Consider the following 24,051-nt stretch of genomic DNA (forward strand, 5'->3'; position numbering starts at 1 on the left):
TATCAAGACACACCAACGCCGCCCTTTACGCTCGGATTGGAAATGGCGGGCGTGATCGATGCCGTTGGGACCGATGTCATTGGGTTTCGCGTTGGCGACCGCATCGCGGCGTTCGCGGGCCAAGGCGGACTTGCGACCTACGCCAACATCGAGGCGGCGCGCTGTATCCCCCTTCCCGATTCCATCACGTTCGACGATGCCGCCGCGCTGCAAATCGCATACGGTACATCGCACATGGCCCTGACGTACAAGGCGCAACTAAAAAAGGGAGAGCGCCTTGTGGTTACCGGGGCTGCGGGCGGCGTGGGCCTTACAGCGGTCGAGGTTGGCAAGCTGTTGGGCGCTGAAGTGATCGCCATTGCGCGCGGCGCGGACAAGCTGGCCATAGCAAAAGACAAAGGCGCGGATCACCTGATAGACGCCGATTCCCCAGACATTCGCGCGCAACTCAAAGCATTGGGTGGCGCAGATGTCGTTTATGATGCTGTGGGCGGCGATATGTTTGAAGCGTGTTTTCGCGCTACGAATCCCGATGGGCGCATTCTACTGATCGGGTTTGCGGGCGGCGACCTGCCGACACTCAAGCCCAACCACATGCTCGTCAAAAACATTTCGGTGATCGGCTTTTATTGGGGGGCCTACTTCGGGTTCAATCCTGCGCCGCTCAAAGCGTCATTGGCACAGCTCTTTGACTGGGCTGCACGGGGCGAAATCGCGCCGCATATCTCCCACCGATTGCCGTTGGAACAGGCCGAGCATGGCCTCGCGCTGCTCAAAGAGCGCAAGGCAACGGGCAAGGTGATTATCACGCCATAAGGAGGGCGCAACAGGCCGACCTCACTGAGCGGCGAGACGCATCGCACTGCGTTGTGCATAGGCCTGACGGATCAAATCACGCAACCGGTCTGCGGCCTCTCCTTTCATCAAATCAGAGGCGTAGAACGTCACCTTTTTAGACGGGAGATCGGGGAGTGCCCCGCCATGCCGCACCGGCTCACACAAGGGCGGCGTCGCCCCCTCCAACATCGCGTGAACACCAAGGTCGGCAGAGACAGACGCCTCGATCGTGCGCGACTGCGCGCTTTCAATCGCCATTTCCCACGAGATTCCCGCGCCATCCAACGCCTCTTGAACGCTTTTTCGGAACACGCAACGATGCTCAAACGCGAGGCGCAACGGGCGCTGACGCCATGCAATCCCATCAACGGCACCGACCCAAACGAGCGGCAATTCAATCAAAACTTCGCCGCCCGCATCAGCGGCGTCCTCCGTGCCCAAAAACATGTCGCATTCGCCGCGCGCAAAATCTTCTTTGAGCTGCTTGGTGAATGACGAAATCAGGGTGACCCGCATCCGCGGAAAGGCGGCGTGAAACTGTTGCAAGACCTGTGGAATCGATGGGTATACAATGTCGTGCGGTACACCGAGGACGATTTCGCCCTCAAATTCCTGAGCGGTCAAACGCGCGTATGCTTCGTCATTCAGATCCAACATACGGCGTGCGTAGGATAGCATTTGCTCGCCCTGTGCGGTGAGCGAAATTGTACGCGATGAGCGATCAAGCAATTTGCAATCAAGGCTCTCTTCGAGCCGCTTGAGCTGCATCGATACGGCCGATTGCGTGAGGTTGAGATACCCCGCCGCGCGCGTCACCCCACCACTGTCCGCAACTGCCACAAAAGAGCGCAACGCCGTCATATCCAGATTTCGAGCCATTCATCAATCTCCGTGATGTGTGTCAGTGCAATCATTCGTTTTGAGAATTTAGCGCAATGCAGCATAAACATCAAAGGAAATGATTCTTCTGACGCAATTCATCACAAACAAGAAAGGATGAGCCATGCACGCCCTGACCATCTCCCACATTCGCGGTACACAACGCACGCCATCCCTATTGTCACGCCTGCGGACCGCCCGCACCGTAGCCCGTCAACGCAAATCGCTTGCGGCACTTGATGACCGAATGTTGCACGATATCGGCCTCACACGCGCTGAAGCCAACACTGAGGCCGCGCGCCCGGCGTGGGATGTCCCCGCACATTGGACCGCCTGAGCAAACGTAGGACGACTCAACCACACTCCCTATCAGGTCCCCGACCTGCTCCTGACCGCGGTGCGCCCTCATGCATCGCGGTCTTTTTGAATGACCCAAAGCGATCACGGCAGTTACGTGACAAGCAACACTCTGTTTCGTGCGTAAATCCATCCACTTTGTCTTGAATTCTCTCCCCGTCATGCCAATATCAAACCAGAACCGACCAAATTGAGGTCGGCAAACCAGTTTGCCTTAGGGAGAACAGTCAATGGCTGACTATCGCACCGTCCATCAGAACACCCAAACAGCGGGGGTCTCTGCGCAGATCGATGCAGGGCTTCGCGCCCATATGAATAAAGTTTACGGCACAATGTCCGTGGGCCTTTTGATCACAGCACTTGCCGCATGGGCGCTGTCGAACCTAGCAGTGTCCGCGACACCGACCGAATATATGATGGGTGAAGGAAAATACCTCACCAGTCTTGGTGTTGCGATCTACGCGTCGCCTCTCAAATGGGTCGTGATGTTCGCGCCGCTCGCCATGGTTTTTGCCTTTGGTGCTGCCGTGAACCGCCTCTCCGCGTCCGGCGCGCAGACATTCTTTTACGCTTATGCAGCAATCATGGGCGTCTCGCTAAGCTCCATCTTCCTTGTCTTTACGGGCATGTCCATCACGCAGACATTCCTCGTAACAGCCATCTCGTTCGCGGGATTGTCGCTTTACGGCTACACCACCAAGAAAGACCTGTCGGCCATGGGCGCGTTCCTGATGATGGGCCTGATCGGCCTGATCGTCGCATCCGTTGTGAACATCTTCCTCGGATCGTCCGCGCTTCACTTTGCGATTTCCGTCATTGGCGTGTTGATCTTTGCTGGCCTCACCGCTTGGGACACGCAAAAGATCAAAACCGATTACATCGCGCACGCACATGCGATGGATTCAGAGTGGCTCGCAAAATCCGCCATCATGGGCGCATTGAACCTGTACCTCGACTTCATCAACCTGTTCATGTTCTTGCTCAACTTCTTGGGCAATCGCGAGTAATCAGGCGCAAACACTTCATTGAAAAGGCCGCCCCACTGGGCGGCCTTTTTTGTGGTAACGTGGGCAGAGACACGGTTACAAATCATAGACCAATTGCACAGCCGGAAAACTCAGACCCGGACCGAGTGTCAAGGCCACATCGCCACGACACTCGAACCCCACAGCCTCATAAAAGCCGGCGGCTGTGATTGTAGATGTGCAGATCAAACGCCGCACGTCCTGTGCGCGCGCCGAGGCAAAGATGTGCTCCAACAACACACGCCCGACCCCATTGCGCAAATAGTCCAGCCCGACCACAACGTAGCGTAGGTGCGCTGTGTCGCGTGGGGCAACTCCACCCACCGGACCCTGCCAACTCCACCCTCCACTGGCCACCAGATGGCCCTCACCGCTATCGCAGACAAAGTACGTGCCAGACCTGATGAGGCTCTCCTTTGGCTGCGTAATAATAGGGAGTGCCGCCGCCAACAGATTGGGGTGATAGTCGGCCTTTAGACCGTCCGTATAACAGGTTCGCAAAAGCGCGCCGATGGCGGTAGCGTCCGTCGTCTTCGCGGTGCGAATGACAAAGGGCGGCACGGCCATATGCGCGGCCATCGCAGACCGAGATCCTAAGCTTGATAATAATGATGATGACGGCGAAGGCCCACTATTGGGCTCAAATGGATTACACTCACTCATTGGTCTGTCCTCTCTTGTTGATGCTTGAGAAGGCAGGCGGCGCGGGATGTATCCTTACAACGAAAAACCGCGCGACCTGCCGGAGGTCACGCGGTTTAGCATGTTTCGTCTGAGTAGATGGCTTACTTGATTTTGCCTTCTTTGTACTCAACGTGCTTACGCGCGACCGGGTCGTATTTTTTTACGACCATCTTTTCGGTCATCGTGCGGGCGTTCTTTTTGGTCACATAGAAGTGGCCCGTGTCCGCTGTCGAGTTCAGGCGGATTTTGATCGTGGTTGGCTTCGCCATTTTTAAAACTCCAGTTCGTCTGTGCTACGGGTGGTCGGGCCATCCCGTGAAATCCTTGAAGCCCGCCTTTTATAGGCTTCACCCCCCGAGTCAACCGCTTTCGCCATCGCTTTTGCAAACTAAAACCCGTCACCGTCGCGTGGCGGGTTTATTTTTTGATGTGACTGCGCGTTTATAAGACAGGCTTACCCATCGACACGTGGACTTCAGCGACTTTCGCACTGTCGAGACCGAGGCTTTGCGCCAATGTGGTCAAGAATGTTTTTTCCGCATCTGTATCAACAGAAATAGCCATAAGCGCCGCGGTATAGACCTGAACCTTCGCCGCATCGCCCGCTTCATGAGCAAGCGCGACCGCATCAACCGGCGCGTCAAGCTGTGCTTGGACGAACGCGACTTCCTCGTCGGAGGCATCTGTAAGGTGATCAAGTATTTTGGTGCGCTCTTCAGCGTCTATTTCACCATCCGCTTTTGCCGCCATGATCATCGCGCTGATCATCAGTTTTGCATTGTCCTCGGCAGCACCCCCGACAGGTGTTCCACCCGTCACGGATGCAAACATATCTCCCAGACCGCTGGCCCCCGCAGTCGCCGCTGTCCCCATCGCGGACATAAGCGAGCCGAGCCCCGCTTCGGTCGCCTCAGACACATCGGCGGCTTGATTGCCGAATTTGCCCATCATGTCACGCACAGCGTCCGCGCCGCCGGGAACCCCGAATTTTTCCGCCATCTGACCCATTTGGTCGGCAAAACCGCCCTCGGACCCTGATTTGCGCAGCGCGTCACGCACGCCATCCATACCGCCAAGCTGGCGCACTTTGCTCGCTCCTTTTGCCGCCGCGAAGCCTATAGCCAAGGTTGCCAATGTTTTTACAAAACTCATGTTTAATCCCTCACCAAACTCAATATCCGCGCTCACTTTGCGACGAAAAGAAACGCCGAGCAAGCGTTTGAGTGTAACGAATTTAATACGCGGATGGCCTATAAGCCGGATTTTGTTCAGGGGCTTGCGCCCCGTCGATAACCATTCCTCTAGGCCTGCTGTTACCAACAGGCTCAAGCTGCCAACCCGGGTCTCAAAGGCTTGAGCGACCTCGCAGGCGGTATGCGCGAACGCACACAGTCCCTGCTAGTGGACCCCTATTTGGCATTGCTCCAGGTGGGGCTTGCCGTGCCGGTCCTGTTACCAGTCCCGCGGTGGGCTCTTACTCCACCGTTTCACCATCACCCCCGTATAGAGGGCAGTCTGTTCTCTGTGGCGCTTTCCCTAGGGTTACCCCCGCCGGGCGTTACCCGGCACCTTTGCTCAATGGAGTCCGGACTTTCCTCCCCCAAGGGTTTACCCCAAGGCGGCGATTATCCAGCCATCCGCGTTGTAGCGACTTAGGTGTTCACATCCCTGCGGTCAACGGGGAAACGTGCCGCGAGGTTTTGCGCCATGGCAACATCATAGCCATCAAGGGGTCCGTCATGGCACCCCCGAAAGCGATCTCGGAACGCTTTGAGCCGCGCATCGGGCGTCTGACAAGGCGCATAGCCAAAGGCATCAAGAGCAGCATCAAAAGACGCCTGACAGACCGCACTGACACGTTGCACCTCCGGCCAAACAGATAATCCCTGACGCGCGAGACGCCGCCAATCGAATCGCGCGCCGGGGTCGATTTTTCGGCTCGGCGCCATATCGGAATGTCCAATCACGCGCTCAGGCGCAATTGCATGACGCGCGAGGATATCGGCCAGCAACGCCTCAAGCGCGTTCATTTGGGCCGCCGCAAACGGAGTCGTTCCAGTGTTGGACAACTCGATTCCAATGGAATGTGAATTGACGTCCGTCACATCACCCCACTGTCCCGCACCCGCGTGCCAAGCGCGATCATTCTCATCCACGAGGCGGAATATGTTGCCCATCTCATCAATGAGATAGTGAGCCGACACCTCGAACTCGGGCGCACACAACCGCGCACAGGCCTCATGTGCCGAGGCCATTGCAGTGTAGTGTAGCACCACCATGTCAGGACGCACACCACCGCGCCGGATCCCAAAATTGAGAGACGGGTGATCGTGGATCGTCAATGATGTCATGAATCAGTTGTTACGCGCAGTCGCGGCCAGCCGGAACGGTGCGGGATCCCAACGGCACGCGAATCCGTCACCATCCGCATCAAGGCCCTTGCCATTGCGCTCTGGCCCACCGGCCGCGAGGAACGCCTCTTGTGCCAAGTCGGGGGATGGATATTTGGCACAATTGCGAGCCTGACGCGCCACTGCACCAGGGATCAGACGTTTGTAGATCGCCTGCCCGACATCGTTTTGGGACGACAATGCGAACGCGACCAATGTGGTGGTTGCCCCACTTGGCCGCGCGGGAACTGCCGTGGGTTCGACAACTTGATACTGGGAACGATTTGCAGCCACACGTGCCGCGTCTTGCTCAATTGAGCGCTCATCAGAAACAGCGTCAAAATCGTTCTCCGAAGAGATCCCAACCGAGTTTTCGACCGATGGCGCAATCGCTGCTTCGGCATCGGCTATCAACTGATCGGTGGATGTCCCTGCGGATGAAGGTTGCGCAGATACGGCTTGCGTGTCCAAAGATGAAGTAACAGACGCGCCTTGTCCGCCTGAGATCAGCTCCTGCTCTCTCTGTGCTTGATAGGCATTATACGAGCCAAACCCAACCCCTGCACCACTATCGGGCACGGCAGGCTGATCACACGCGGTAAGCGCAACGAAAGACACAAGCAAAAAAGAGGCGCGACCGATCATCGGGCTAGCTCCACAAAATTAAAGGTTAGTCCTACTACCACCATTTATTGGGCTTGGAAACAAACCCTGCGGCGTCCTCAAGAGAATGTGCGATGTTCAGCAGATCACCCTCTTCCCACGGTTTGCCGATGAGTTGCAGACCAAGAGGCAAGCCCTCGGAGGACAGACCCGCAGGCACCGAAATCCCGGGCAGACCCGCAAGGTTCACCGTCACAGTGAACACGTCATTAAGGTACATCTGAATCGGATCGCTCTCGGACATCTCGCCCAGACCAAAGGCCGCGGACGGCGTGGCGGGGGTCAAAATCGCATCGACGCCCTGCGCGAACACGTTTTCAAAGTCCTGCTTGATCAAGGTGCGCACGCGGCGCGCACGGTTGTAATAGGCATCATAAAAGCCCGCAGACAACACATAAGTGCCGACCATCACGCGGCGCTGCACCTCGTGACCAAAGCCCTCTGCGCGTGTTTTCTCATACATGTCATCGATGCCGTCACCCGCTGCCAATTTGGCGCGGTGGCCGTAGCGCACACCGTCATAGCGCGCGAGGTTGGATGACGCCTCAGCGGGCGCAATCACATAGTAGGCAGGCAATGCGTATTTGGTATGCGGCAGAGAGATGTCGACAATCTGTGCGCCCGCATCGCGCAGCATCGCCGCGCCATCGTCCCATAGTTTGGCGATCTCGGTAGGGATGCCATCTATACGGTATTCTTTGGGAATACCGATCTTTTTACCTTTGATATCGCCCGTCAACATCGCCTCAAAATTCGGCACGGCCAAATCGGCGGAGGTGCTATCTTTCGCGTCATGGCCACACATCACTTCGAGCATCATTGCGGCGTCACGCACAGATTTGGTCATTGGACCCGCCTGATCGAGCGAGGAGGCAAACGCCACCGTGCCCCAGCGCGAACAACGCCCGTAGGTCGGCTTGATCCCAACAATACCCGTAAAGGCGGCAGGTTGACGGATGGAGCCACCGGTGTCTGTACCCGTTGCCGCCAAACACAGATCGGCCGCGACAGCAGACGCTGATCCGCCCGACGAGCCCCCAGGTGTCAGGTGACGATCATCGACTTTCCAGGGGTTTACGACATCGCCATACACAGACGTTTCGTTCGACGAGCCCATCGCGAACTCATCCATGTTCAGTTTGCCGAGCATCACCGAGCCTGCATCAAACAACTTGGCCGTGATCGTGCTTTCATACTCGGGCGTGAAGCCTTCGAGAATGCGTGAGGCCGCTTGGGTCGCAACGCCTTTGGTACAAAACAGGTCTTTGATGCCGATGGGCAAGCCACACATCGCAGGCGCATCACCCGCCGCCAAACGCGCATCTGCCGCTTTGGCCTGTGCACGAGCAATTTCAGGCGTGTTATGGACAAAGGCGTTGAGCGCACCGGAGCCCTCAATCACCGACAGACAGGCCTCTGTCAGATCGGCAGAGGTAAATTCTTTTGCACGCAGACCATCACGGGCCGCAGACAGGGTGAGTTTGTTCAGATCGGTCATTGGCTCACTCCACCACTTTAGGTACGGCAAAAAATCCCTCACGCGCATCAGGCGCGTTGGACAGGATTTTTGCTTGTTGGTCACCATCGGTAACACCATCGACGCGGCGCTTGAGGCGCTGCGGGGTCACTGAGGTCATCGGCTCGACGCCCTCCACATCAACTTCTTGCAACTGCTCGATAAAGCCGAGCACGGCGTTGAACTCTTCGGCGAGCGCGGGAAGCGCGTCTTCCTCTACGCGAATACGGGCAAGTTTAGCCACGCGGCGTGCGGTATCGATGTCGATGGACATGGGGCAGGCTCCGTCAATTTGGTTGGTTCAGGCTTTAGCGTGTCGCACGGCGGCCTTCAAGCATATGCGCGCCATAAACGCGGATCATATGACCAAGCATGAGCGCGTTGAGGATATGCCATGCAAAATGGGTGCCAAGTGGGAAGCCGTCACACACCGCCCCATCCGCCATCCGCAGCGCAATCGAGCCACAAAGAATCACCGCGCCCACCGCCAGACCGCGCGCCGTTGCCGGTGCGCGCCGCCTCAAAAGGTAGGCGTAGATAAAGATCAAAAGCGGGACAGGCGCATAGGCAGACGATGACCCCATGCCAAGGGCTACAAAAACGGGAATCGTCACTGCCGCAAAAGGGAAAAAGAGCACAGTTGCCAAAACGGCGCGTAACGAAGAGAGCCCGAAATAGTCACGGTGCGCAGCAAAGATATAAGCGAGGATAAAGGCCACGATGGGCAATACATCCGCTAGTGACGCCCATTGTGTGGCAAAGGTATGAAACGCAAACGATCCAAGTCCGATAACAAACAGGATGACGGCAAGGGCGCGTCCCATCGGTGTGGCCTTGGCCCGCGGCCAGACATACAGCGCAGCAATCAAAAACGCGGCATTGGTCAGCGCATTAACGGGTTCCGCCCAAAAGCTGAAATCCACCCGCTCACAATAGCCATCGATTTGCTGCGTCCAGTCCATCGCTCATGCTCCTAAATAGAAATATCTCCCGATACCGTAGACATAAAACGCGGCAAATAACACGTTGATCCATTTTAGTTGACGCTCGGTATGGAGCCACCCCATCCCCATCCAGATCAAACAAAACGGTAGCGACAAAAACAGATTCCACGGATACCAGTTTTGAACAATCGCAACGGTAGAGGCGACACCCAACACAAGTGCCATATTTTTCAAAGCGCGCTCATGGCGGATCAAAGTTGTCTCAAACATTTCAGAACTCACGCATACGCCCGCCAAAGCCGCAGACCAAACAAGTGCGCAGGTCTACAGCCCCCGAAACGGGCGAAATTTCAATGATTTAGGTATATGCTACAATTCAAAAATTGCGCAAAAGACCACTACCTTACGCACACCCATGGCACAAGAGGGGTGGGGATTTTAGCGGCGTACCGCAAAGAAATCGCGCAACATCGCCTCGGCCTCAACCGCACCTATGCCATCATAAACCTCTGGCACGTGGTGGCATTGGGCGTGGGCGTAGATCTTGGCCCCGTGGGCCACACCACCCGATTTGGGATCGCCTGCGCCATAATACAGCCGCGCTATGCGTGCGTTTGAAATGGCGGCCGCGCACATCGGACAGGGCTCCAACGTCACGTAAAGATCGCAGCCTGTGAGGCGCTCGACGCCCAAGGCGGCACAGGCAGCGCGAATGGCCACGATCTCCGCGTGGGCAGTCGGATCATGGCGCGCACGGGTTTCATTGCCGCCACGCCCGACGATCTCCCCGCTCGGGGCGACCACAACCGCGCCCACGGGCACTTCGCCGCGACTTTGGGCCAAACGGGCCTGTTCAAAGGCCAAATCCATATGAGAACGAAATGTCATACCCTTTCGTGACGCGGAAATGCGCCCAACGCAAGCCGTGCCCCCTTCCCAAGTGCATCAAAGCGCACTATGGCAAGCACATGACACGCCCCACAGATAAAAAACCCGCTCGCTCCGCCTCCAATGGTCCCGCCTCCAAAGGTGGTAAGACCTTTAAACGGGGCATCCGTCCACAGGACATCAAACGTGATCAAAAGATCAAAGAGGGCGAAACCCGCCCCGGTGACCGGATCGCCAAAGTTCTGGCCCGCGCGGGCATCGCCTCGCGCCGTGACGCCGAACTGATGATCGAAGAGGGCCGCGTGACGGTCAACGGCCGCACGGTCGCTTCCCCTGCCCTCAACGTGCTGCCCAAAGATCGCATCACTGTCGATGGCAAGGACGTGGGTGCACCCGAACAGCCTCGCATGTGGCTCTACCACAAACCCACGGGTTTGGTGACCACCGAGAAAGACGAAAAAGGCCGCGAAACGGTCTTTTCCAGCCTGCCCAAAGATCTACCGCGCGTCATGTCCGTTGGACGCCTTGATATCACATCCGAGGGTTTGCTGTTGTTGACCAATGACGGCGAGCTAAAGCGGTTGCTCGAATTGCCAGACACCGGATGGATGCGCAAATACCGCGTCCGTGTGAAGGGCAATGCGACCGAGGCTGTGCTTGAGCCGCTGCGCAAAGGCATTACAATCGACGGCGAACATTTCCAACCGATGGAAGTGGTGTTTGACCGCCAACAAGGGGCCAATGCATGGCTGACCGTGGGCATCCGCGAAGGTAAAAACCGCGAAATTCGCCGCGCGATGGAACACATCGGCCTCGTTGTGAACCGTCTTATTCGTATCTCTTACGGACCATTTCGCCTTGGCTTCATCAAACCTGGCGAAGTCGAAGAAGTGAAAGCACGCGTTCTGCGTGATCAGCTTGGCATCGAAATCGAAGATGGAAATCCTCCCAAACGCCAAGTCAGCCGTGATGGACGCGATGACAAACGTGGCGGCGACCGTGATTTCAAAAAACGCGATGGCGATTTCAAACCTCGCCGCGACGGTGATCGCGATGGTGGATTTAAAAAACGTGATGGCGCTCGCGATGGCGGATTCAAAAAGCGCGATGGTGATCGTGACGGTGGATTTAAGAAACGTGACGGCGACTTTAAGCCCCGCGAAGGTGGATTTAAGGGCAAAGGCGGCCCCCGTGGCGACGACCGTGATGGCGCAGGGCGCGGCGGGGATCGTGACGGCAAGCCGAGCGGCTTCAAATCTGGTGGTTACAAGTCTCATGGTGGCGGCAAAGACGGCAAGCCACGCTCGTCTGGATTCAAATCCCACGGTGGTGGGTCAGACGGAAAACCCCGTTCGGGCGGGTTCAAATCCCACGGCAAGCCCACGGGCAAACCACGAACCCGCGATTGATCGAACAACGCACCGGTAAAATTAAAAAAAGGGCGGCGACAATCCGCCCTTATTGCCTTAACCCTTTCGCGGTCCGTCATTCCTTCCTATATCTTAGGGAATGACAGTATCGTGAGGGGAAACGGCGCACTATGAGTAACAGCAAGTTTTCGAAACTCGCCTACTATCTACTGGTAGCGCTGACCTTTTATGCCACGCTCAAAGCACAGGGGGCGTAAGCATGGCCAAACGCTATCGCGCAACGTTTTCGCCCGACAGTGGTGAGACAATCGACACCCAACCCGATTCAAAACGCCCGTTTGACGGCAAAAAGCCGACACACGTTGGCGCGCGATCGAACCTATTGTTTTTCGCCTCTATCCCCTTGGCGATCAAAGCCTTTCGATCAGAGCCGATCATAATGGCTGGCTATCTGGCCGCATTGGGATGCCTTTTGGCAGCTGGCTTTTTAACCCGCGAAGGGCTCAAAGCCCAAGAAGCCTATGAAGCCCGCAAAGTTGCACGCAAGCCCGCCTTTCCCCGCAAACTCTTTGGCTCGATCCTGACCGGACTAGGTCTAGGCCTTGTTGGTGCGTTCGGATGGGGCCCGGTGGAGACAGTGATTTTTGCAATCCTCGGCGCGGGCCTACACAGCCTTGCCTTTGGCTTTGACCCCATGAAAAACAAAGGCATGGACGGGGTCGATACCTTTCAACAAGACCGCGTGGCAAAGGTTGTGGATGAGGCCGAGGGGCATCTTGAAATCATGCACCAAGCCATGTTGCGCACCCGAGATCGCGAGGCGCAACGCCGTCTGGACCAATTCATCTCCACCGCCCGCACCATGTGCCGCACCGTCGAGGGTGATCCACGCGATCTAACCGCCGCGCGTAAATATTTGGGCGTCTATCTCTTGGGTGCACGCGATGCGACCACCAAGTTCGTCGATCTATGGGAACGGTCACGCAATGACGCGGCCCGCATGTCATGGTTTGCACTGTTGGACGACTTGGAGAAAAACTTTGTCGCCCGTACCGAAAAGCTGCTCATCGATAACAAAACAGATCTCGATATCGAGATCGATGTCTTGCGTGAGCGATTGGCCCGTGAGGGCATCCGCCAATAACCAACCCTTGCCTGACGAGGCCAAGGCGAACACTTAACCGTTAAAACATCAAGATTGTACGAGGGGAAATACATGTCGGACACCGTACGCCAAAAGGCACAAGCAACCTTAAAAGACGTTGAGGAAATCACAGCAGTGATTTTGCCCGAGCCCAAAGGGGAGCTTGTTGCCGTGCGTGGCAAGGATGCCCCTGCCGCCGATGAGGTCAAGCGGGCAATGGCCGAAATCGACATGAGCGATACAGGGTCAATTGTGCGCTTTGGCTCTGGTGCACAGGCAGAATTGCAAGAGATTTCGCAGTCCATGCTGGCCGAAGTCCGCAATAAGGATGTCGGCCCAGCCGGCGACAGCCTTCGCAGTATTGTGTCCACCATTCGCGGATTCTCCGTTTCCGAGTTGGATGTACGGCGCGAACGGACATGGTGGGAAAAACTATTGGGGCGCGCAGCCCCCATGGCAAAGTTCGTCGCCCGCTTCGAGACGGTGCAGGGCCAAATTGACAAAATCACCGACAACTTGCTGTCCCACGAGCACAAGTTGCTCAAAGACGTCAAATCACTCGATATCTTGTACGCCAAAACGCTGGCGTTCTACGATGAACTGGCGGTCTACATCCGCGCGGGTGAGAAAAAACTGCAAGAGCTTGATACCAAAACCATTCCCGCCAAGGAGAATAAGGTCAACGCAGCACCCGAAGACAAAAAAGTCATGCTCGCCCAAGAACTACGCGACCTGCGTTCGGCCCGTGATGATTTGGAACGCCGCGTGCACGATCTCAAACTGACCCGTCAGGTCACGATGCAATCGCTGCCCTCAATCCGTTTGGTCCAAGAGAACGACAAATCTTTGGTCACCAAAATCAACTCGACGCTGGTCAACACCGTCCCGCTTTGGGAAACCCAACTGGCCCAAGCGGTCACCATTCAACGCTCAGCCGAAGCCGCCCATGCAGTTCGAGATGCCAACGATCTGACCAATGAGTTGTTGACCGCAAACGCCAAAAACCTGCGCGAAGCGAACAAAGTTGTGCGCGAGGAAATGGAACGTGGCGTATTCGACATCGAGGCTGTCAAAGTGGCCAACGCCGAATTGATCGCAACAATTGAAGAGAGCCTTGAGATCGCAGACGCCGGCAAGCTCAAGCGCGCCTCCGCCGAAGAAGACCTCAAGAAAATGGAGGGCGAGCTGCGCGATACTTTGGCCGCGGCCAAATCCAAACGCTCCGGCACGGGCGACACCGCCGCAACCTCCGTTCCGCGCTAATATGTGGCGGGGTGGACACATTACGTCGCTGAGCGCGGGCGCAATTGCGCTCGCTCTGAGCGCATGCGTGACGACCACCCCGCCACAATCAACACCCGCGCCGCGCGCCAATCCAACCCAATTTACGCCGACTGTACCGCAAACCGAACCCGTTGCGCGCTCGACTGCGAGCCTAGACATGATGCGTTACTACGCCAAAGTCCAAGCGGATCTTTTACGCAATGAATTGCTACGCACCGATGCGGGCGGAGCAGACACACCGTTTGGCGCGCGCCAATTGGCAGAGAACTTTGACGCGATTGCGCTGAACGACGAGTACACCGATGTTGGTGGGCAATACGTGGCGCGCACAACCCGCTCGACACTGCATAAATGGACCGTTCCCGTCCGGCTTGGCCTTGAGTTCGGGGCATCCGTCCCCCCCGCGCAACGTACGAAGGACCAAGCAACCTTAACCGCATTAGCTGCGCAATTGGGCCGTGCCACGGGACATTCCGTCGCCGTCTCTGCGCGCCCCAACTTTCATGTTCTGGTTCTCAATGAGGATGAGCGGCGCGCGGCGGGACCGCGCCTTGCACAATTGATCCCTGGATTGCCCTCTGCGGCCGTGCGCTCGGTCGAGAACATGCCACCCTCGGCCTATTGCCTTGTGATTGCCTCGGACCCTGCCGACGATGGAGCATACCGTTCGGCCGTTGCGGTCATTCGCGGTGAGCACCCCGACCTTATGCGGGCCTCGTGTTTTCACGAAGAAATCGCACAAGGGTTGGGATTGGCAAATGATAGTCCACATGCCCGCCCGTCGATTTTTAACGATGACGAGGAATTTGCGCTTTTGACCCGTCACGACGAGCTATTGCTGCGCATCCTTTACGACCCTCGGCTGACGGCCGGTATGCAACCCGACACCGCCCGCGCCATTGCGGCCCAAATCGCGCGCGAATTAATGGGCGACCCTTTATAAGACAGGACTCCAACATGGGAATTTTTGATTTTCTTTCAGGCGAATTTATCGATGTCATCCATTGGGTTGACGACACGCGCGACACGATGGTCTGGCGGTTTGAACGCGAAGCGCATGAGATAAAATACGGCGCAAAGCTAACCGTGCGCGAGGGCCAGTCGGCGGTGTTTGTCCACGAAGGCCAGTTAGCCGATGTCTTTACACCCGGTCTTTATATGCTCGAGACCAACAACATGCCGGTGTTGACGACGCTCAATCATTGGGATCATGGTTTTAAATCGCCGTTCAAATCTGAGATCTACTACGTCAACACGACCCGTTTCGGGAACCTCAAATGGGGCACGAAAAATCCGATTATCTGCCGCGACCCCGAATTTGGCCCCGTTCGCATTCGTGCGTTTGGCACTTATGCCGTCAAAGTATCGGACCCCGCGCGCTTTCTAACCGAGATCGTTGGTACGGACGGCGAATTTACGATGGACGAGATCTCTTATCAGATCCGCAATATCATTGTTCAGGCTTTTTCGCGGATCATCGCAAGTAGTGGCATTCCCGTGCTCGATATGGCTGCAAACACCGCCGATCTGGGCAAGTTGGTCGCCACCGAGATTTCCGCCATCGTCGATGAATACGGCCTTATGATCCCCGAGTTCTACATTGAGAACATATCGTTGCCCGAAGCAGTCGAGGCGGCGTTGGACAAGCGCACATCAATGGGCATCGTCGGCAATCTCGACAACTATATGAAACTGTCCGCCGCAGAGGCAATGAGCGCAGGCGATAGCGCGATGGCATCGGGCATGGGGGCCGGAATGGGCGCAGGCATGGGCATGGCAATGGCCACTCAAACCTCTGGCGGCCAGGCGGCAGGTCCATGGGGCGCACGCCCCGCGGTAGCGCCAACACCCCCACCGCCCCCCGTCGAGCACGTTTGGCATATTGCCGCAAACGGCGCGACCACAGGTCCGTTTTCAAAGGCCGAAATGGGTCAGAAGGCCGCCTCCGGCGCGCTGACCCGCGAGAGCCATGTATGGACCCCCGGCCAAGACGGGTGGATGAAAGCCGATGAGGTCATCGAATTGGCACAACTGTTCACCATCGCTCCTCCGCCCCCTCCCACCGGCGTTTAACAGCAGCGGACCGATACACAGTCCCGTGACGCGCCCCGCAAATAAACATGCGGGGCGCGTCATATTATACGCAAAAGATAAGATGAGAACGGGAAAAACAACGCCATGACACCGCGGGTTCATCGCACGTCCAAAAGCGCGCAAACACGCGATGCGGCGCACGCGGAACAGATCGCCCTTGCGCTCATGGGTGTTGGCGATTTGAATGCGGGCCAATTGGTCGACGCCGCCACATGGGAGCGTTCTGATGCGCCCTGTGCGGTTGGGCGCGATGTCATTTTGGCGGCAGTGTCCGCGATACACCCCCCTGTCTCCATCACGATCGATCAAGTCATCATCCATGGTAAAGCTGGCACCGTCTCGGGACGTCTCACCCGTGATGGGTCAGGCACGCATTTGTTTTGCCACATCATCCGCTTTACCACGGCAAAGCGTGACGATATCGGACAACTCGTCAGCTTTGAGCACCTTGAACGCTGAAATCACGTGATCAATGCGGAACTGGTCACAACCCTATATCTCCGCTTGCCACATCAACATTGCATCGAGCAGCGCATAAGACCGGCCAGCCATATAGCTTGTTGATAACTTGGCCCCTGCGGCTTTTGTGTCACCATTTTCAACATATGTGGCGACCTCACCCGCGAAACTGTGAAACAGGGCATGTTTTTGCACAACGCGCTCGTAGGCCTGCGTTTGGATAACATTGGGGTCACGCTCCAATGAATGGAGCCATTTGCCGAAAGGGCAATCATCGTCGCACCCGATTTTATGCGCAGATTTCGGCAAGACACCCGTTTTAGCGGCCTCTCGCAACGTTGTACGCCACATGGCATGAGCGCCAATGGCTTCCGATATCTGGCGATCTAATACGAGCTTATCCAACACAATACCCCAAAATTTGTTTACTTGCGGCTGGACAATGCCACAGGCATCTTAACACTGTATAAAACAACGGGATTCTTCGATGAGACGCGGGACCACTACACATGATTTAACGCCCGTCGGTCAAGATTACCGGTTCCCATGCGGCACATGTGGCGCAGACATGCGATTTGCACCAGAGCTTGGCCGACTTGCCTGCGATCACTGCGGGGTACAGGCGGCTCTCGACACACAGCACGCGCTAGAGGTGCGCGAATTGGACTATCAAGATGCCCTCGCATCCGCAGTCTCGCACCCCGACATGGTGGAGACGCGCGTCTCCGAATGCCCCAACTGCGGAGCCCGTGTCGAGTTCAGCGAAACTCTTCATGCCAAACAGTGCCCCTACTGCGCTACGCCCGTGGTTGCCGATACCGGTGCTCACCGACACATCAAGCCGCGCGGTCTTTTGCCGTTCGCCTTGGCCGAAACCCAAGCTCATGACGCGATGTCGGATTGGTTGGGGCGGCTTTGGCTTGCCCCAAACGGGTTACAAGCCTACGCGCGTAAAGGGCGCAAGATGGACGGTATTTATGTGCCATATTGGACCTTTGACGCTGATACCGCCACACAGTACCGAGGCGAGCGCGGCGATGATTACTATGTGACCCACAAGATCAACCACAACGGAAAAACCAAAACGATGCGCGAGGGAAAGACACGATGGAAACCGCGCTCTGGCCATGTCGCGCGCTTTTTTGATGACATCTTGGTCTTAGCATCGCACGCATTGCCGCAAAAATACACACAAGGGTTAGAGCCGTGGGATCTTTCCGAGATGCAGCCCTATGTGCCGGACTATCTCGCAGGATTTCGGGCCGAGGCGTATTCCGTCACCCTCGACGAAGGATTTGTGGCGGCGCGCGACCACATGAACCGCGTCATTCTGCGCGATATCCGGTTTGATATTGGCGGAGACCGCCAACGCGTGCACGATGTGCAAACCAAAGTGCGCGATGTGACGTTCAAACATGTTTTGCTGCCGGTCTGGATCGCTGCGTACAAATATCGTGGGAAAACCTATCGCTTTGTTGTCAACGGGCGCACAGGGCGGGTGCGTGGGGAACGACCCTACTCAGCATGGAAGGTCACCTTTGCGGCATTGGGCGTGGCGCTGCTTGCGGGAGCCATCGGATATCTTATAGCTATCAATCAGCCCTCATAGGGATCATTTCCAATCGCGTCGCGCGTGAGCAACTGCTCGCGCGGCGAGTGATTGCCCAAGAACTGCTTGCTTTGGTAGCGGTAACAGACCTAAAACGAAGGCCAAATCAATAAGGAGACCGATATGATCTTGTGTGCAGGCGAAGCCCTAATCGACATGCTACCGCGTAAGACCACGCAAGGCGAAGATGCCTATGCTCCTTATGCAGGTGGAGCGGTGTTCAATACCGCAATCGCATTGGGCAGACTTGGTGCGCCAGCAGGCTTTTTCTCGGGGTTTTCGAGCGACTTTTTTGGGGATCTGCTCAAATCCAAACTTTCTGAGAGCCGCGTCGATGCCACTTTGTCCGTGACCTCAGATCGCCCCTGCACAGTGGCCTTTGTCAAACTGGTCGACGGTCATGCGACCTATGCGTTCTACGACGAGAACACGGCGGGACGGATGCTGTCGCAAGATGATTTGCCTGTCTTGCCCGACACGATCAACGCAGTCTTTTGCGGTGGAATCTCACTACCGGTTGAGCCATGTGGTGCCGTCTATGAAGCCCTGTTTGCACAGGCCGCCCCGACACGCGTGACAATGATCGATCCGAACATTCGCCCTGGATTTATCACCGATGAAGGCCGGTATCGTGCGCGCATCGAACATATGCTGGCGCTCGCAGATATCGTCAAAGTATCGGACGAGGATCTGATCTGGCTGATGGGCGCGGGTACGATTGACGACCACATTCAAACGCTTTTGACCAAAGGCCCAAAACTCGTTTGCCTGACCGAAGGCAGCGAGGGCGTGCGCGGATTTACATCTACGGGTAAAGTCGTACAGGTGAAAGCCAACAAGGTGGATGTGGTCGACACGGTTGGCGCAGGCGACACCTTCAATGCGGGGCTTTTGGCCTCTTTGGACGCCGCAGGAAAGTTGACCAAAGACGCGGTTGCGGATTTGGATGAGGACACAATCCGCGCCGCCCTTTCGCTTGGGGCACAAGCCGCCGCCATTACCGTATCGCGCGCGGGTGCAAATCCACCTTGGAAATCAGAACTTTGAGGGCACTCGTTCAACGGGTCAGCGAGGCGGCTGTTCGCGTCGATGGCGACGTCGTCGGTCAATGCGGCGCGGGCCTTTTGGTTCTCGTATGCGCAATGCGCGACGACACCACCGAGGACGCAGACAAGTTGGCCGCGAAAATCGCAAAGCTGCGCATATTCCAGGACGATGCTGGCAAAATGAACCTGAGTGTTCGCGACATTGACGGCAGAGCTCTTGTCGTGAGCCAATTCACCTTAGCCGCGCAGACCAAAGGCAACCGCCCTGGCTTTTCGGCGGCCGCTCCGCCCGATGTCGGCGACAAGCTTTACCAACGCTTTACCGAACAGCTGCGCACCCAAGGTGTGCCCAGTGAGACCGGCATTTTTGGCGCGGATATGAAAGTGTCCCTCATCAATGACGGTCCCATAACGATTTGGCTCGACACACAGGACTGACACCTCCGCGCGCAGGGTCATCCCCCAACATAAAACGCCGCCCAAACCTATTGGACGGCGTTTTTAAATCTATGTGTCGGCGCGTTAAATACGGAAAAACGGCTGAAACAAACGCGGCAAGATCGAGTTGAATTTGAGCGGCGCATCCGTTGCGGCCAGACAAATACAAACCTCGCCCGCCGCCGCAATCGGGGTGTGCTCAAGGTCGTCATTGGCCACTTCGCAGTCGCCGCGCCCAAACCGGCCCGTCTCATCCGTAAATGCCCCTTGAAGCACAAGAGTCATCTCCAAACCGCCATGACCGTGATCCGGCATTTCCATACCCGGCTCGATGCTCAACAGCCTCAGCGAACCTTGGGCGTCATCGGACAAGATGCACTGCTTTGCCCCCGGTCCTAGTGAGCGCCATTTTGGTTCTTTGCCAGCCAATGCCTCAACAACAGGCGCAGGAAATGGTCCGCGCGCCTTATACACCGGCTCAGGTGAAACCTCATCATTTAGCTGTGCCAATACGCGATCGCGGAGTGCATCGCCAACATCAATCGGCTCGAAATCATCAAGGATAGCACCGCCCACGGCCTCATGAGCCGAGATAGAGGCACGACAGGTTTCGCACAGCGACACATGCGCCGCCACGACCAATGAAAACGGCTTGGGCAGCGAGCCCGCGACATAAGAGGCCAAGAGCCCCTCGGAGATATGGTGACGAATGCCGCTCATCGGTTATCGCGCTCCTTTCAGTTCATGCCGCAACCGTTCAAGGCCGAGGCGAATACGGGATTTGATCGTGCCCAGCGGCAGTCCCGTCTCCACTTGAATCTCGGAATGCGTCAGCTCCCCAAGATAGGCTTTTTCAACCAATTCACGCTGCTCTGGCTTTAACGTAGCCAATGCAGCCCGTAATTTGGCCGTCTCTTGTTCCATCGCCACGACCTGTTCGGCGTGCTCGCCGGTGGTCTCTGGCGTTGCCAATTCCTCAGGCACCGGACGGCGTTCTTTGCGGATGATATCAATCTGGCGGTTGCGAGCGATCTGGAAAATCCACCCCGCCACATCCGCACGCTCCGGATTGAAACTTGCCGATTTACGCCACACGGACAACATAGCATCTTGGACAATGTCATCAGCGACCGCCGACGACATGCCCGACTTCATCATCATCCCGCGCATCCGCGGCGCAAAATAGTCAAACAGCGCACAAAACGCCGCGCGATCACGACGATCACGCACAGCAAGCATCCATTGCGTTTGTTCGGAATACGCTTGTTGCTCCGCGATTTCTGGCTTTGTCGCTTTTAGCTCCGTGTCTTTTGGCTCCGTGTCTGGCACGTGGGCCTCCCCTTGAGGTGGTATCACAAAACATCCCCCTAAAAGAGCGGGTGGAAAGGAGTGCGAAATATGATGTTCATGGGTCAGCATATCTGTCTTACGGGCCGCGTCGAGAGGTGGATCATTTTTGTGAACATTTTTTTCAAAAAGCCGCGTGACTACAAAAGCGGATGCGGTCGGCATGAAATGCCCTATGAATGATCCGCAACCCACTGTGCTGCGTAATGATAACAACTGACCTGAAAACTGAGAGTACCTATGTCCTTTGACGCCCTGCCGCTGCCTCGTCCTCGTATCGCAATTATCGGCTCGGGCATCTCCGGACTGGCCACCGCCTACCTGCTTGCTGATACGCATGATATTACCGTGTATGAGGCCGAGAGCCGTCTTGGCGGTCATGCCAGAACGATCATGGCCGGACTGCGTGGGGATCAGCCCGTAGATACGGGGTTTATCGTTTACAACTATGTCAACTACCCGCATCTTACGGCGATGTTCGCCGATCTCGATGTGCCTGTCATTCCCTCGGATATGTCGTTTGGCGCGAGCATTGACGGCGGGCGGATCGAATACGGCCTCAATGATCTAAACGCGCTGTTCGGTCAGCGCCGCAATATCGCGCGCCCCGCTTTTTTGCGGATGGTGCGCGACATCTTGAAATTTAACGCCAAAGCCGAGGCACATGTGGACAATGAGACAACCACCATCGGCGAATTGATTGCGCAGATGGGATTGGGACAAGAGTTCCGTGACCATTATCTGATGCCAATATGTGGCGCGATCTGGTCAACCTCGGTTCAAGATATCTCCGCCTACCCTGCCGCATCTTTGTTGCGCTTTTTTCGCAACCACGCGCTGTTGTCGGCCACCGGACAGCACCAATGGTGGACTGTCAAAGGCGGCTCTATTGAATACGTCCGACGCCTTGAGGCGCATTTACGCGCCAAGGGCGTCACCTTTCACCTCGGTGCCCCTGTGCAAAACGTCACGCGAACCGATGAAAGCGTCACGATAAATGCAACCAACCGTCCCGCAGACAGCTTTGACCAAGTGGTTTTTGCATGCCACTCTGATCAAGCCCTTGCCATGTTGGCGGTCAGAACACCCCAAGAGGCCCACGCCCTTGGAAACCTGCGCTATCAACCCAACACCGTGATTTTGCATCGCGACACATCGCAAATGCCAAAGCGCAAGGCCTGTTGGTCAAGCTGGGTCTATAAGGCCGACACAGACAAAGAGGCGACACGTTTGGGCGTGACGTACTGGATGAACCGCTTGCAATCTATCCCGCAAGACGATCCCTTATTCGTGAGCCTCAACCCCGCCCACGAGGTGCCGCAAGACATGATATACGACGAAGCCACGTTCCATCACCCCGTCTTTGACACCGCCGCCCTCAATGCCCAACGCGAGATTTCAGAGATTCAGGGTGACAATCGTACGTGGTTTGCCGGCGCGTATCTACGCCACGGCTTTCATGAGGACGGGTTTCATTCCGCCGTACAGGTCGCAAATGGCCTAAAAGCACAGGCAGAATTGCCTGTCGCGGCACAGTGAGCGCGTACCCCGATCATATCGCCGGCCAGACGGTTCATGCGCGGCGCGGGTCCATCGCCAATGCCTTTCGCTATGGCGTCGACTATGTACTGATCGATCCTGATAGCACGCGCGGGCCGCGGTTGTTTTCACGCAATCGCTTTAACCTCGCCTCTGTGCATGACCGCGATCACGGTGGCCCCGTAAAACACGGGCGCGGCACCGTATGGGCCCGCGAGATTTTCGCAGCCGAGGGACTGGACGATCTGCGTCTGGAGCTTTTGACGCAACCTCGATTTATGGGCTATGTCTTTAATCCTGTTAGCTTTTGGCTTGGCTGGCGCGGGCCTGACCTCATCGCGGTGATCGCCGAGGTCTCAACCCCGTTTGGCGACCGACACTCCTACCTGTGCACCGCGCCAAATCGTGCAGCTATCACAAAAGATATTCGCATCACGGCGACAAAGCACCTACATGTCTCGCCCTTTCAGACGGTTGAGGGCCTGTATCATTTCAACTTTGACATTCGCCCCGACAAGATCGCTGTGCGCATTTTGCACGAGAATGGCGCTGAGGGTGTGATTGCGACCTTAAGCGGCCCGCGCAAACCACTAACCAATGTTGGGATCTTGCGCGGCTATGCGCGCCGTCCGCTAGGCGCGTTTCGCACTATTGTTCTTATCCACTGGCAAGCGCTGATCCTCAAACTCAAAGGAGCGGTCTACCGCCGCCAGCCGCCCGCACCCGCCACGGACCTCACCAAATCAGAAGAGATCTAAATCATGTCAGATCCGTTTAAGAACAAAACATGGTGGCTCATCGGTGCATCCGAGGGCTTGGGCCGCGCTCTTGCCAATGAAATGGATGCACGTGGCGCACATGTCATCTTATCGGCCCGTTCCACGGACAAACTCGCACAGGTGGCAAGCAGCATATCTGCCGCTACGATTGTGCCCGTTGATGTCACAAGCAAAGACTCGGTGATGGCGGCATGGGACAGCGCAAAAGACGCGGACGGTGTCATCTACTGTGTTGGCGCATATGAACCGATGCCAGCCCGCGATTGGGATGCGGATGCCGTCGAGATGATGATTGAGACCAACTTTACCGGTGCGGCCCGCGTTTTATCGCATGTCGTCCCCGCCTTTGTGAAACGTGGCGACGGGCACATCATGTTGATCGGATCTCTCTCGGGATATCGTGGCTTGCCCGATGCCATTGGTTATGGTGCGTCTAAAGCGGCATTGATGCATCTGGCGGAGAACCTGTTGATCGATCTCAAGGGCACGGGCGTCAGCGTTCAAATGGCCAACCCCGGCTTTATCGACACGCGCCTCACACAAAAGAACGATTTCAAAATGCCGCAACTCATGCAGCCGGATGCCGCCGCGCGCCATGTCATGCAAGCAATTGACAAAGGACGGTTTGAAACCGCGTTTCCACGCCCCTTTTCCCTTTTGTTCACCCTTGGACGTTTTTTGCCGCGCCGGCTGTTCAATCGCCTGTTTGGATAATCGGCAGGTATATGGACGTTGGTCGGACTTTCGCCTAAAGCCTTG

Annotated in this window: 29 protein-coding genes and 1 other RNA gene; 15 read left to right on the forward strand and 15 right to left on the reverse strand. The window is 56.5% G+C overall.

Annotation, left to right across the window (positions count from 1 at the left end):
• A partial coding sequence (locus ACTG34_RS00585) for an NADPH:quinone oxidoreductase family protein (protein ID WP_439103115.1) occupies positions 1 to 816 on the forward strand: 816 nt, incomplete at its 5' end.
• 21 nt (positions 817 to 837) lie between these two features.
• Here ACTG34_RS00585 and ACTG34_RS00590 read toward each other — a convergent pair.
• Positions 838 to 1,716 (reverse strand): LysR family transcriptional regulator, encoded by an 879-nt coding sequence (locus tag ACTG34_RS00590; protein WP_062216203.1) that lies wholly within the window; start codon positions 1,714 to 1,716, stop codon positions 838 to 840.
• 124 nt (positions 1,717 to 1,840) lie between these two features.
• Here ACTG34_RS00590 and ACTG34_RS00595 point away from each other — a divergent pair, with 124 nt between their 5' ends.
• Positions 1,841 to 2,053: a DUF1127 domain-containing protein gene (locus tag ACTG34_RS00595; protein ID WP_439103116.1), complete on the forward strand. Its 213-nt coding sequence runs from the start codon at positions 1,841 to 1,843 to the stop codon at positions 2,051 to 2,053.
• 250 nt (positions 2,054 to 2,303) lie between these two features.
• Positions 2,304 to 3,080 carry a Bax inhibitor-1/YccA family protein gene (locus tag ACTG34_RS00600; RefSeq protein ID WP_439103117.1) on the forward strand — a complete coding sequence of 259 codons (777 nt, stop codon included), beginning with the start codon at positions 2,304 to 2,306 and terminating at the stop codon, positions 3,078 to 3,080.
• 75 nt (positions 3,081 to 3,155) lie between these two features.
• On the opposite strand, the gene ACTG34_RS00605 is transcribed toward ACTG34_RS00600, so the two are convergent.
• The 11 genes from ACTG34_RS00605 to ACTG34_RS00655 form a co-directional block, all read right to left on the reverse strand.
• Positions 3,156 to 3,677: a GNAT family N-acetyltransferase gene (locus tag ACTG34_RS00605; protein WP_439103118.1), complete on the reverse strand. Its 522-nt coding sequence runs from the start codon at positions 3,675 to 3,677 to the stop codon at positions 3,156 to 3,158.
• Positions 3,678 to 3,883: 206 nt separating this feature from the next.
• Complete coding sequence (gene rpmG, locus ACTG34_RS00610) at positions 3,884 to 4,051, reverse strand: 50S ribosomal protein L33 (protein WP_009572866.1); 168 nt, start codon at positions 4,049 to 4,051, stop codon at positions 3,884 to 3,886.
• A 172-nt stretch (positions 4,052 to 4,223) separates the two neighbouring features.
• Complete coding sequence (locus ACTG34_RS00615; protein ID WP_439103119.1) at positions 4,224 to 4,934, reverse strand: DUF533 domain-containing protein; 711 nt, start codon at positions 4,932 to 4,934, stop codon at positions 4,224 to 4,226.
• 85 nt (positions 4,935 to 5,019) lie between these two features.
• Positions 5,020 to 5,423, reverse strand: an RNA gene (rnpB, locus tag ACTG34_RS00620) — RNase P RNA component class A.
• 11 nt (positions 5,424 to 5,434) lie between these two features.
• Entirely contained in the window at positions 5,435 to 6,133 is a 699-nt protein-coding gene (locus tag ACTG34_RS00625) for an N-acetylmuramoyl-L-alanine amidase (RefSeq protein ID WP_439103120.1), read from the reverse strand.
• 3 nt (positions 6,134 to 6,136) lie between these two features.
• Positions 6,137 to 6,817, reverse strand: coding sequence for a hypothetical protein (locus tag ACTG34_RS00630; protein ID WP_439103121.1), 681 nt, complete (start codon positions 6,815 to 6,817; stop codon positions 6,137 to 6,139).
• A gap of 34 nt (positions 6,818 to 6,851) precedes the next feature.
• Entirely contained in the window at positions 6,852 to 8,333 is a 1,482-nt protein-coding gene (gene gatA / locus ACTG34_RS00635; RefSeq protein ID WP_439103122.1) for an Asp-tRNA(Asn)/Glu-tRNA(Gln) amidotransferase subunit GatA, read from the reverse strand.
• Positions 8,334 to 8,337: 4 nt separating this feature from the next.
• Entirely contained in the window at positions 8,338 to 8,625 is a 288-nt protein-coding gene (gatC, locus tag ACTG34_RS00640) for an Asp-tRNA(Asn)/Glu-tRNA(Gln) amidotransferase subunit GatC (RefSeq protein ID WP_062216214.1), read from the reverse strand.
• A gap of 34 nt (positions 8,626 to 8,659) precedes the next feature.
• Positions 8,660 to 9,313: a ceramidase domain-containing protein gene (locus ACTG34_RS00645; protein ID WP_439103123.1), complete on the reverse strand. Its 654-nt coding sequence runs from the start codon at positions 9,311 to 9,313 to the stop codon at positions 8,660 to 8,662.
• A gap of 3 nt (positions 9,314 to 9,316) precedes the next feature.
• A complete protein-coding gene (locus ACTG34_RS00650; protein ID WP_439103124.1) occupies positions 9,317 to 9,565 on the reverse strand; it encodes a peptidase in 249 nt (82 codons plus the stop codon).
• 168 nt (positions 9,566 to 9,733) lie between these two features.
• A complete protein-coding gene (locus tag ACTG34_RS00655; protein WP_439103125.1) occupies positions 9,734 to 10,183 on the reverse strand; it encodes a nucleoside deaminase in 450 nt (149 codons plus the stop codon).
• Between the two features lie 80 nt (positions 10,184 to 10,263).
• Between ACTG34_RS00655 and ACTG34_RS00660 the strand changes: the two genes are divergently transcribed.
• From ACTG34_RS00660 to ACTG34_RS00685, 6 genes are all read left to right on the forward strand, one after another.
• Positions 10,264 to 11,592: a pseudouridine synthase gene (locus ACTG34_RS00660; protein ID WP_439103126.1), complete on the forward strand. Its 1,329-nt coding sequence runs from the start codon at positions 10,264 to 10,266 to the stop codon at positions 11,590 to 11,592.
• A gap of 220 nt (positions 11,593 to 11,812) precedes the next feature.
• Positions 11,813 to 12,697 (forward strand): 5-bromo-4-chloroindolyl phosphate hydrolysis family protein, encoded by an 885-nt coding sequence (locus ACTG34_RS00665; RefSeq protein ID WP_439103127.1) that lies wholly within the window; start codon positions 11,813 to 11,815, stop codon positions 12,695 to 12,697.
• Positions 12,698 to 12,769: 72 nt separating this feature from the next.
• Complete coding sequence (locus ACTG34_RS00670; RefSeq protein ID WP_439103128.1) at positions 12,770 to 13,960, forward strand: toxic anion resistance protein; 1,191 nt, start codon at positions 12,770 to 12,772, stop codon at positions 13,958 to 13,960.
• Position 13,961: 1 nt separating this feature from the next.
• Positions 13,962 to 14,924 carry a DUF2927 domain-containing protein gene (locus ACTG34_RS00675; RefSeq protein ID WP_439103129.1) on the forward strand — a complete coding sequence of 321 codons (963 nt, stop codon included), beginning with the start codon at positions 13,962 to 13,964 and terminating at the stop codon, positions 14,922 to 14,924.
• A 14-nt stretch (positions 14,925 to 14,938) separates the two neighbouring features.
• Positions 14,939 to 16,054 carry an SPFH domain-containing protein gene (locus tag ACTG34_RS00680; RefSeq protein ID WP_439103130.1) on the forward strand — a complete coding sequence of 372 codons (1,116 nt, stop codon included), beginning with the start codon at positions 14,939 to 14,941 and terminating at the stop codon, positions 16,052 to 16,054.
• A gap of 105 nt (positions 16,055 to 16,159) precedes the next feature.
• A complete protein-coding gene (locus tag ACTG34_RS00685) occupies positions 16,160 to 16,534 on the forward strand; it encodes a hypothetical protein (protein ID WP_439103131.1) in 375 nt (124 codons plus the stop codon).
• Positions 16,535 to 16,567: 33 nt separating this feature from the next.
• On the opposite strand, the gene ACTG34_RS00690 is transcribed toward ACTG34_RS00685, so the two are convergent.
• Positions 16,568 to 16,939 (reverse strand): CZB domain-containing protein, encoded by a 372-nt coding sequence (locus ACTG34_RS00690; protein ID WP_439103132.1) that lies wholly within the window; start codon positions 16,937 to 16,939, stop codon positions 16,568 to 16,570.
• Positions 16,940 to 17,102: 163 nt separating this feature from the next.
• Here ACTG34_RS00690 and ACTG34_RS00695 point away from each other — a divergent pair, with 163 nt between their 5' ends.
• The 3 genes from ACTG34_RS00695 to dtd all read left to right on the forward strand — a co-directional run bounded on the left by ACTG34_RS00695 (position 17,103) and on the right by dtd (position 19,627).
• Entirely contained in the window at positions 17,103 to 18,143 is a 1,041-nt protein-coding gene (locus ACTG34_RS00695; protein ID WP_439103133.1) for a primosomal protein N' (replication factor Y) - superfamily II helicase, read from the forward strand.
• Positions 18,144 to 18,266: 123 nt separating this feature from the next.
• Positions 18,267 to 19,190, forward strand: a complete 924-nt coding sequence (locus ACTG34_RS00700) for a carbohydrate kinase family protein (RefSeq protein WP_439103134.1) — start codon at positions 18,267 to 18,269, stop codon at positions 19,188 to 19,190.
• Entirely contained in the window at positions 19,187 to 19,627 is a 441-nt protein-coding gene (gene dtd / locus ACTG34_RS00705; RefSeq protein WP_439103135.1) for a D-aminoacyl-tRNA deacylase, read from the forward strand. The genes ACTG34_RS00700 and dtd overlap by 4 nt, the downstream gene beginning before the upstream one ends.
• 84 nt (positions 19,628 to 19,711) lie before the next feature.
• On the opposite strand, the gene ACTG34_RS00710 is transcribed toward dtd, so the two are convergent.
• Both ACTG34_RS00710 and ACTG34_RS00715 read right to left on the reverse strand, forming a co-directional pair.
• Complete coding sequence (locus ACTG34_RS00710; RefSeq protein WP_439103136.1) at positions 19,712 to 20,347, reverse strand: ChrR family anti-sigma-E factor; 636 nt, start codon at positions 20,345 to 20,347, stop codon at positions 19,712 to 19,714.
• A gap of 3 nt (positions 20,348 to 20,350) precedes the next feature.
• Positions 20,351 to 20,866 (reverse strand): sigma-70 family RNA polymerase sigma factor, encoded by a 516-nt coding sequence (locus tag ACTG34_RS00715; protein WP_439103216.1) that lies wholly within the window; start codon positions 20,864 to 20,866, stop codon positions 20,351 to 20,353.
• 348 nt (positions 20,867 to 21,214) lie between these two features.
• Here ACTG34_RS00715 and ACTG34_RS00720 point away from each other — a divergent pair, with 348 nt between their 5' ends.
• Genes ACTG34_RS00720 through ACTG34_RS00730 form a run of 3 tightly spaced genes read left to right on the forward strand, consistent with a single transcriptional unit; the run spans position 21,215 to position 24,006 of the window.
• Positions 21,215 to 22,513 carry an NAD(P)/FAD-dependent oxidoreductase gene (locus ACTG34_RS00720; RefSeq protein WP_439103137.1) on the forward strand — a complete coding sequence of 433 codons (1,299 nt, stop codon included), beginning with the start codon at positions 21,215 to 21,217 and terminating at the stop codon, positions 22,511 to 22,513.
• On the forward strand, positions 22,510 to 23,271 hold the full coding sequence (locus tag ACTG34_RS00725; RefSeq protein WP_439103138.1) for a DUF1365 domain-containing protein: 762 nt from the start codon (positions 22,510 to 22,512) through the stop codon (positions 23,269 to 23,271). Before ACTG34_RS00720 ends, ACTG34_RS00725 begins: the two co-directional genes overlap by 4 nt.
• Before the next feature lie 3 nt (positions 23,272 to 23,274).
• Positions 23,275 to 24,006 carry an SDR family NAD(P)-dependent oxidoreductase gene (locus tag ACTG34_RS00730; RefSeq protein ID WP_439103139.1) on the forward strand — a complete coding sequence of 244 codons (732 nt, stop codon included), beginning with the start codon at positions 23,275 to 23,277 and terminating at the stop codon, positions 24,004 to 24,006.
• The last annotated feature ends 45 nt before the right edge of the window (positions 24,007 to 24,051 follow it).

The sequence above is a fragment of the Celeribacter marinus genome, from assembly GCF_965656515.1.
GTDB classification, from domain to species: Bacteria; Pseudomonadota; Alphaproteobacteria; order Rhodobacterales; family Rhodobacteraceae; genus Celeribacter; species Celeribacter marinus_D.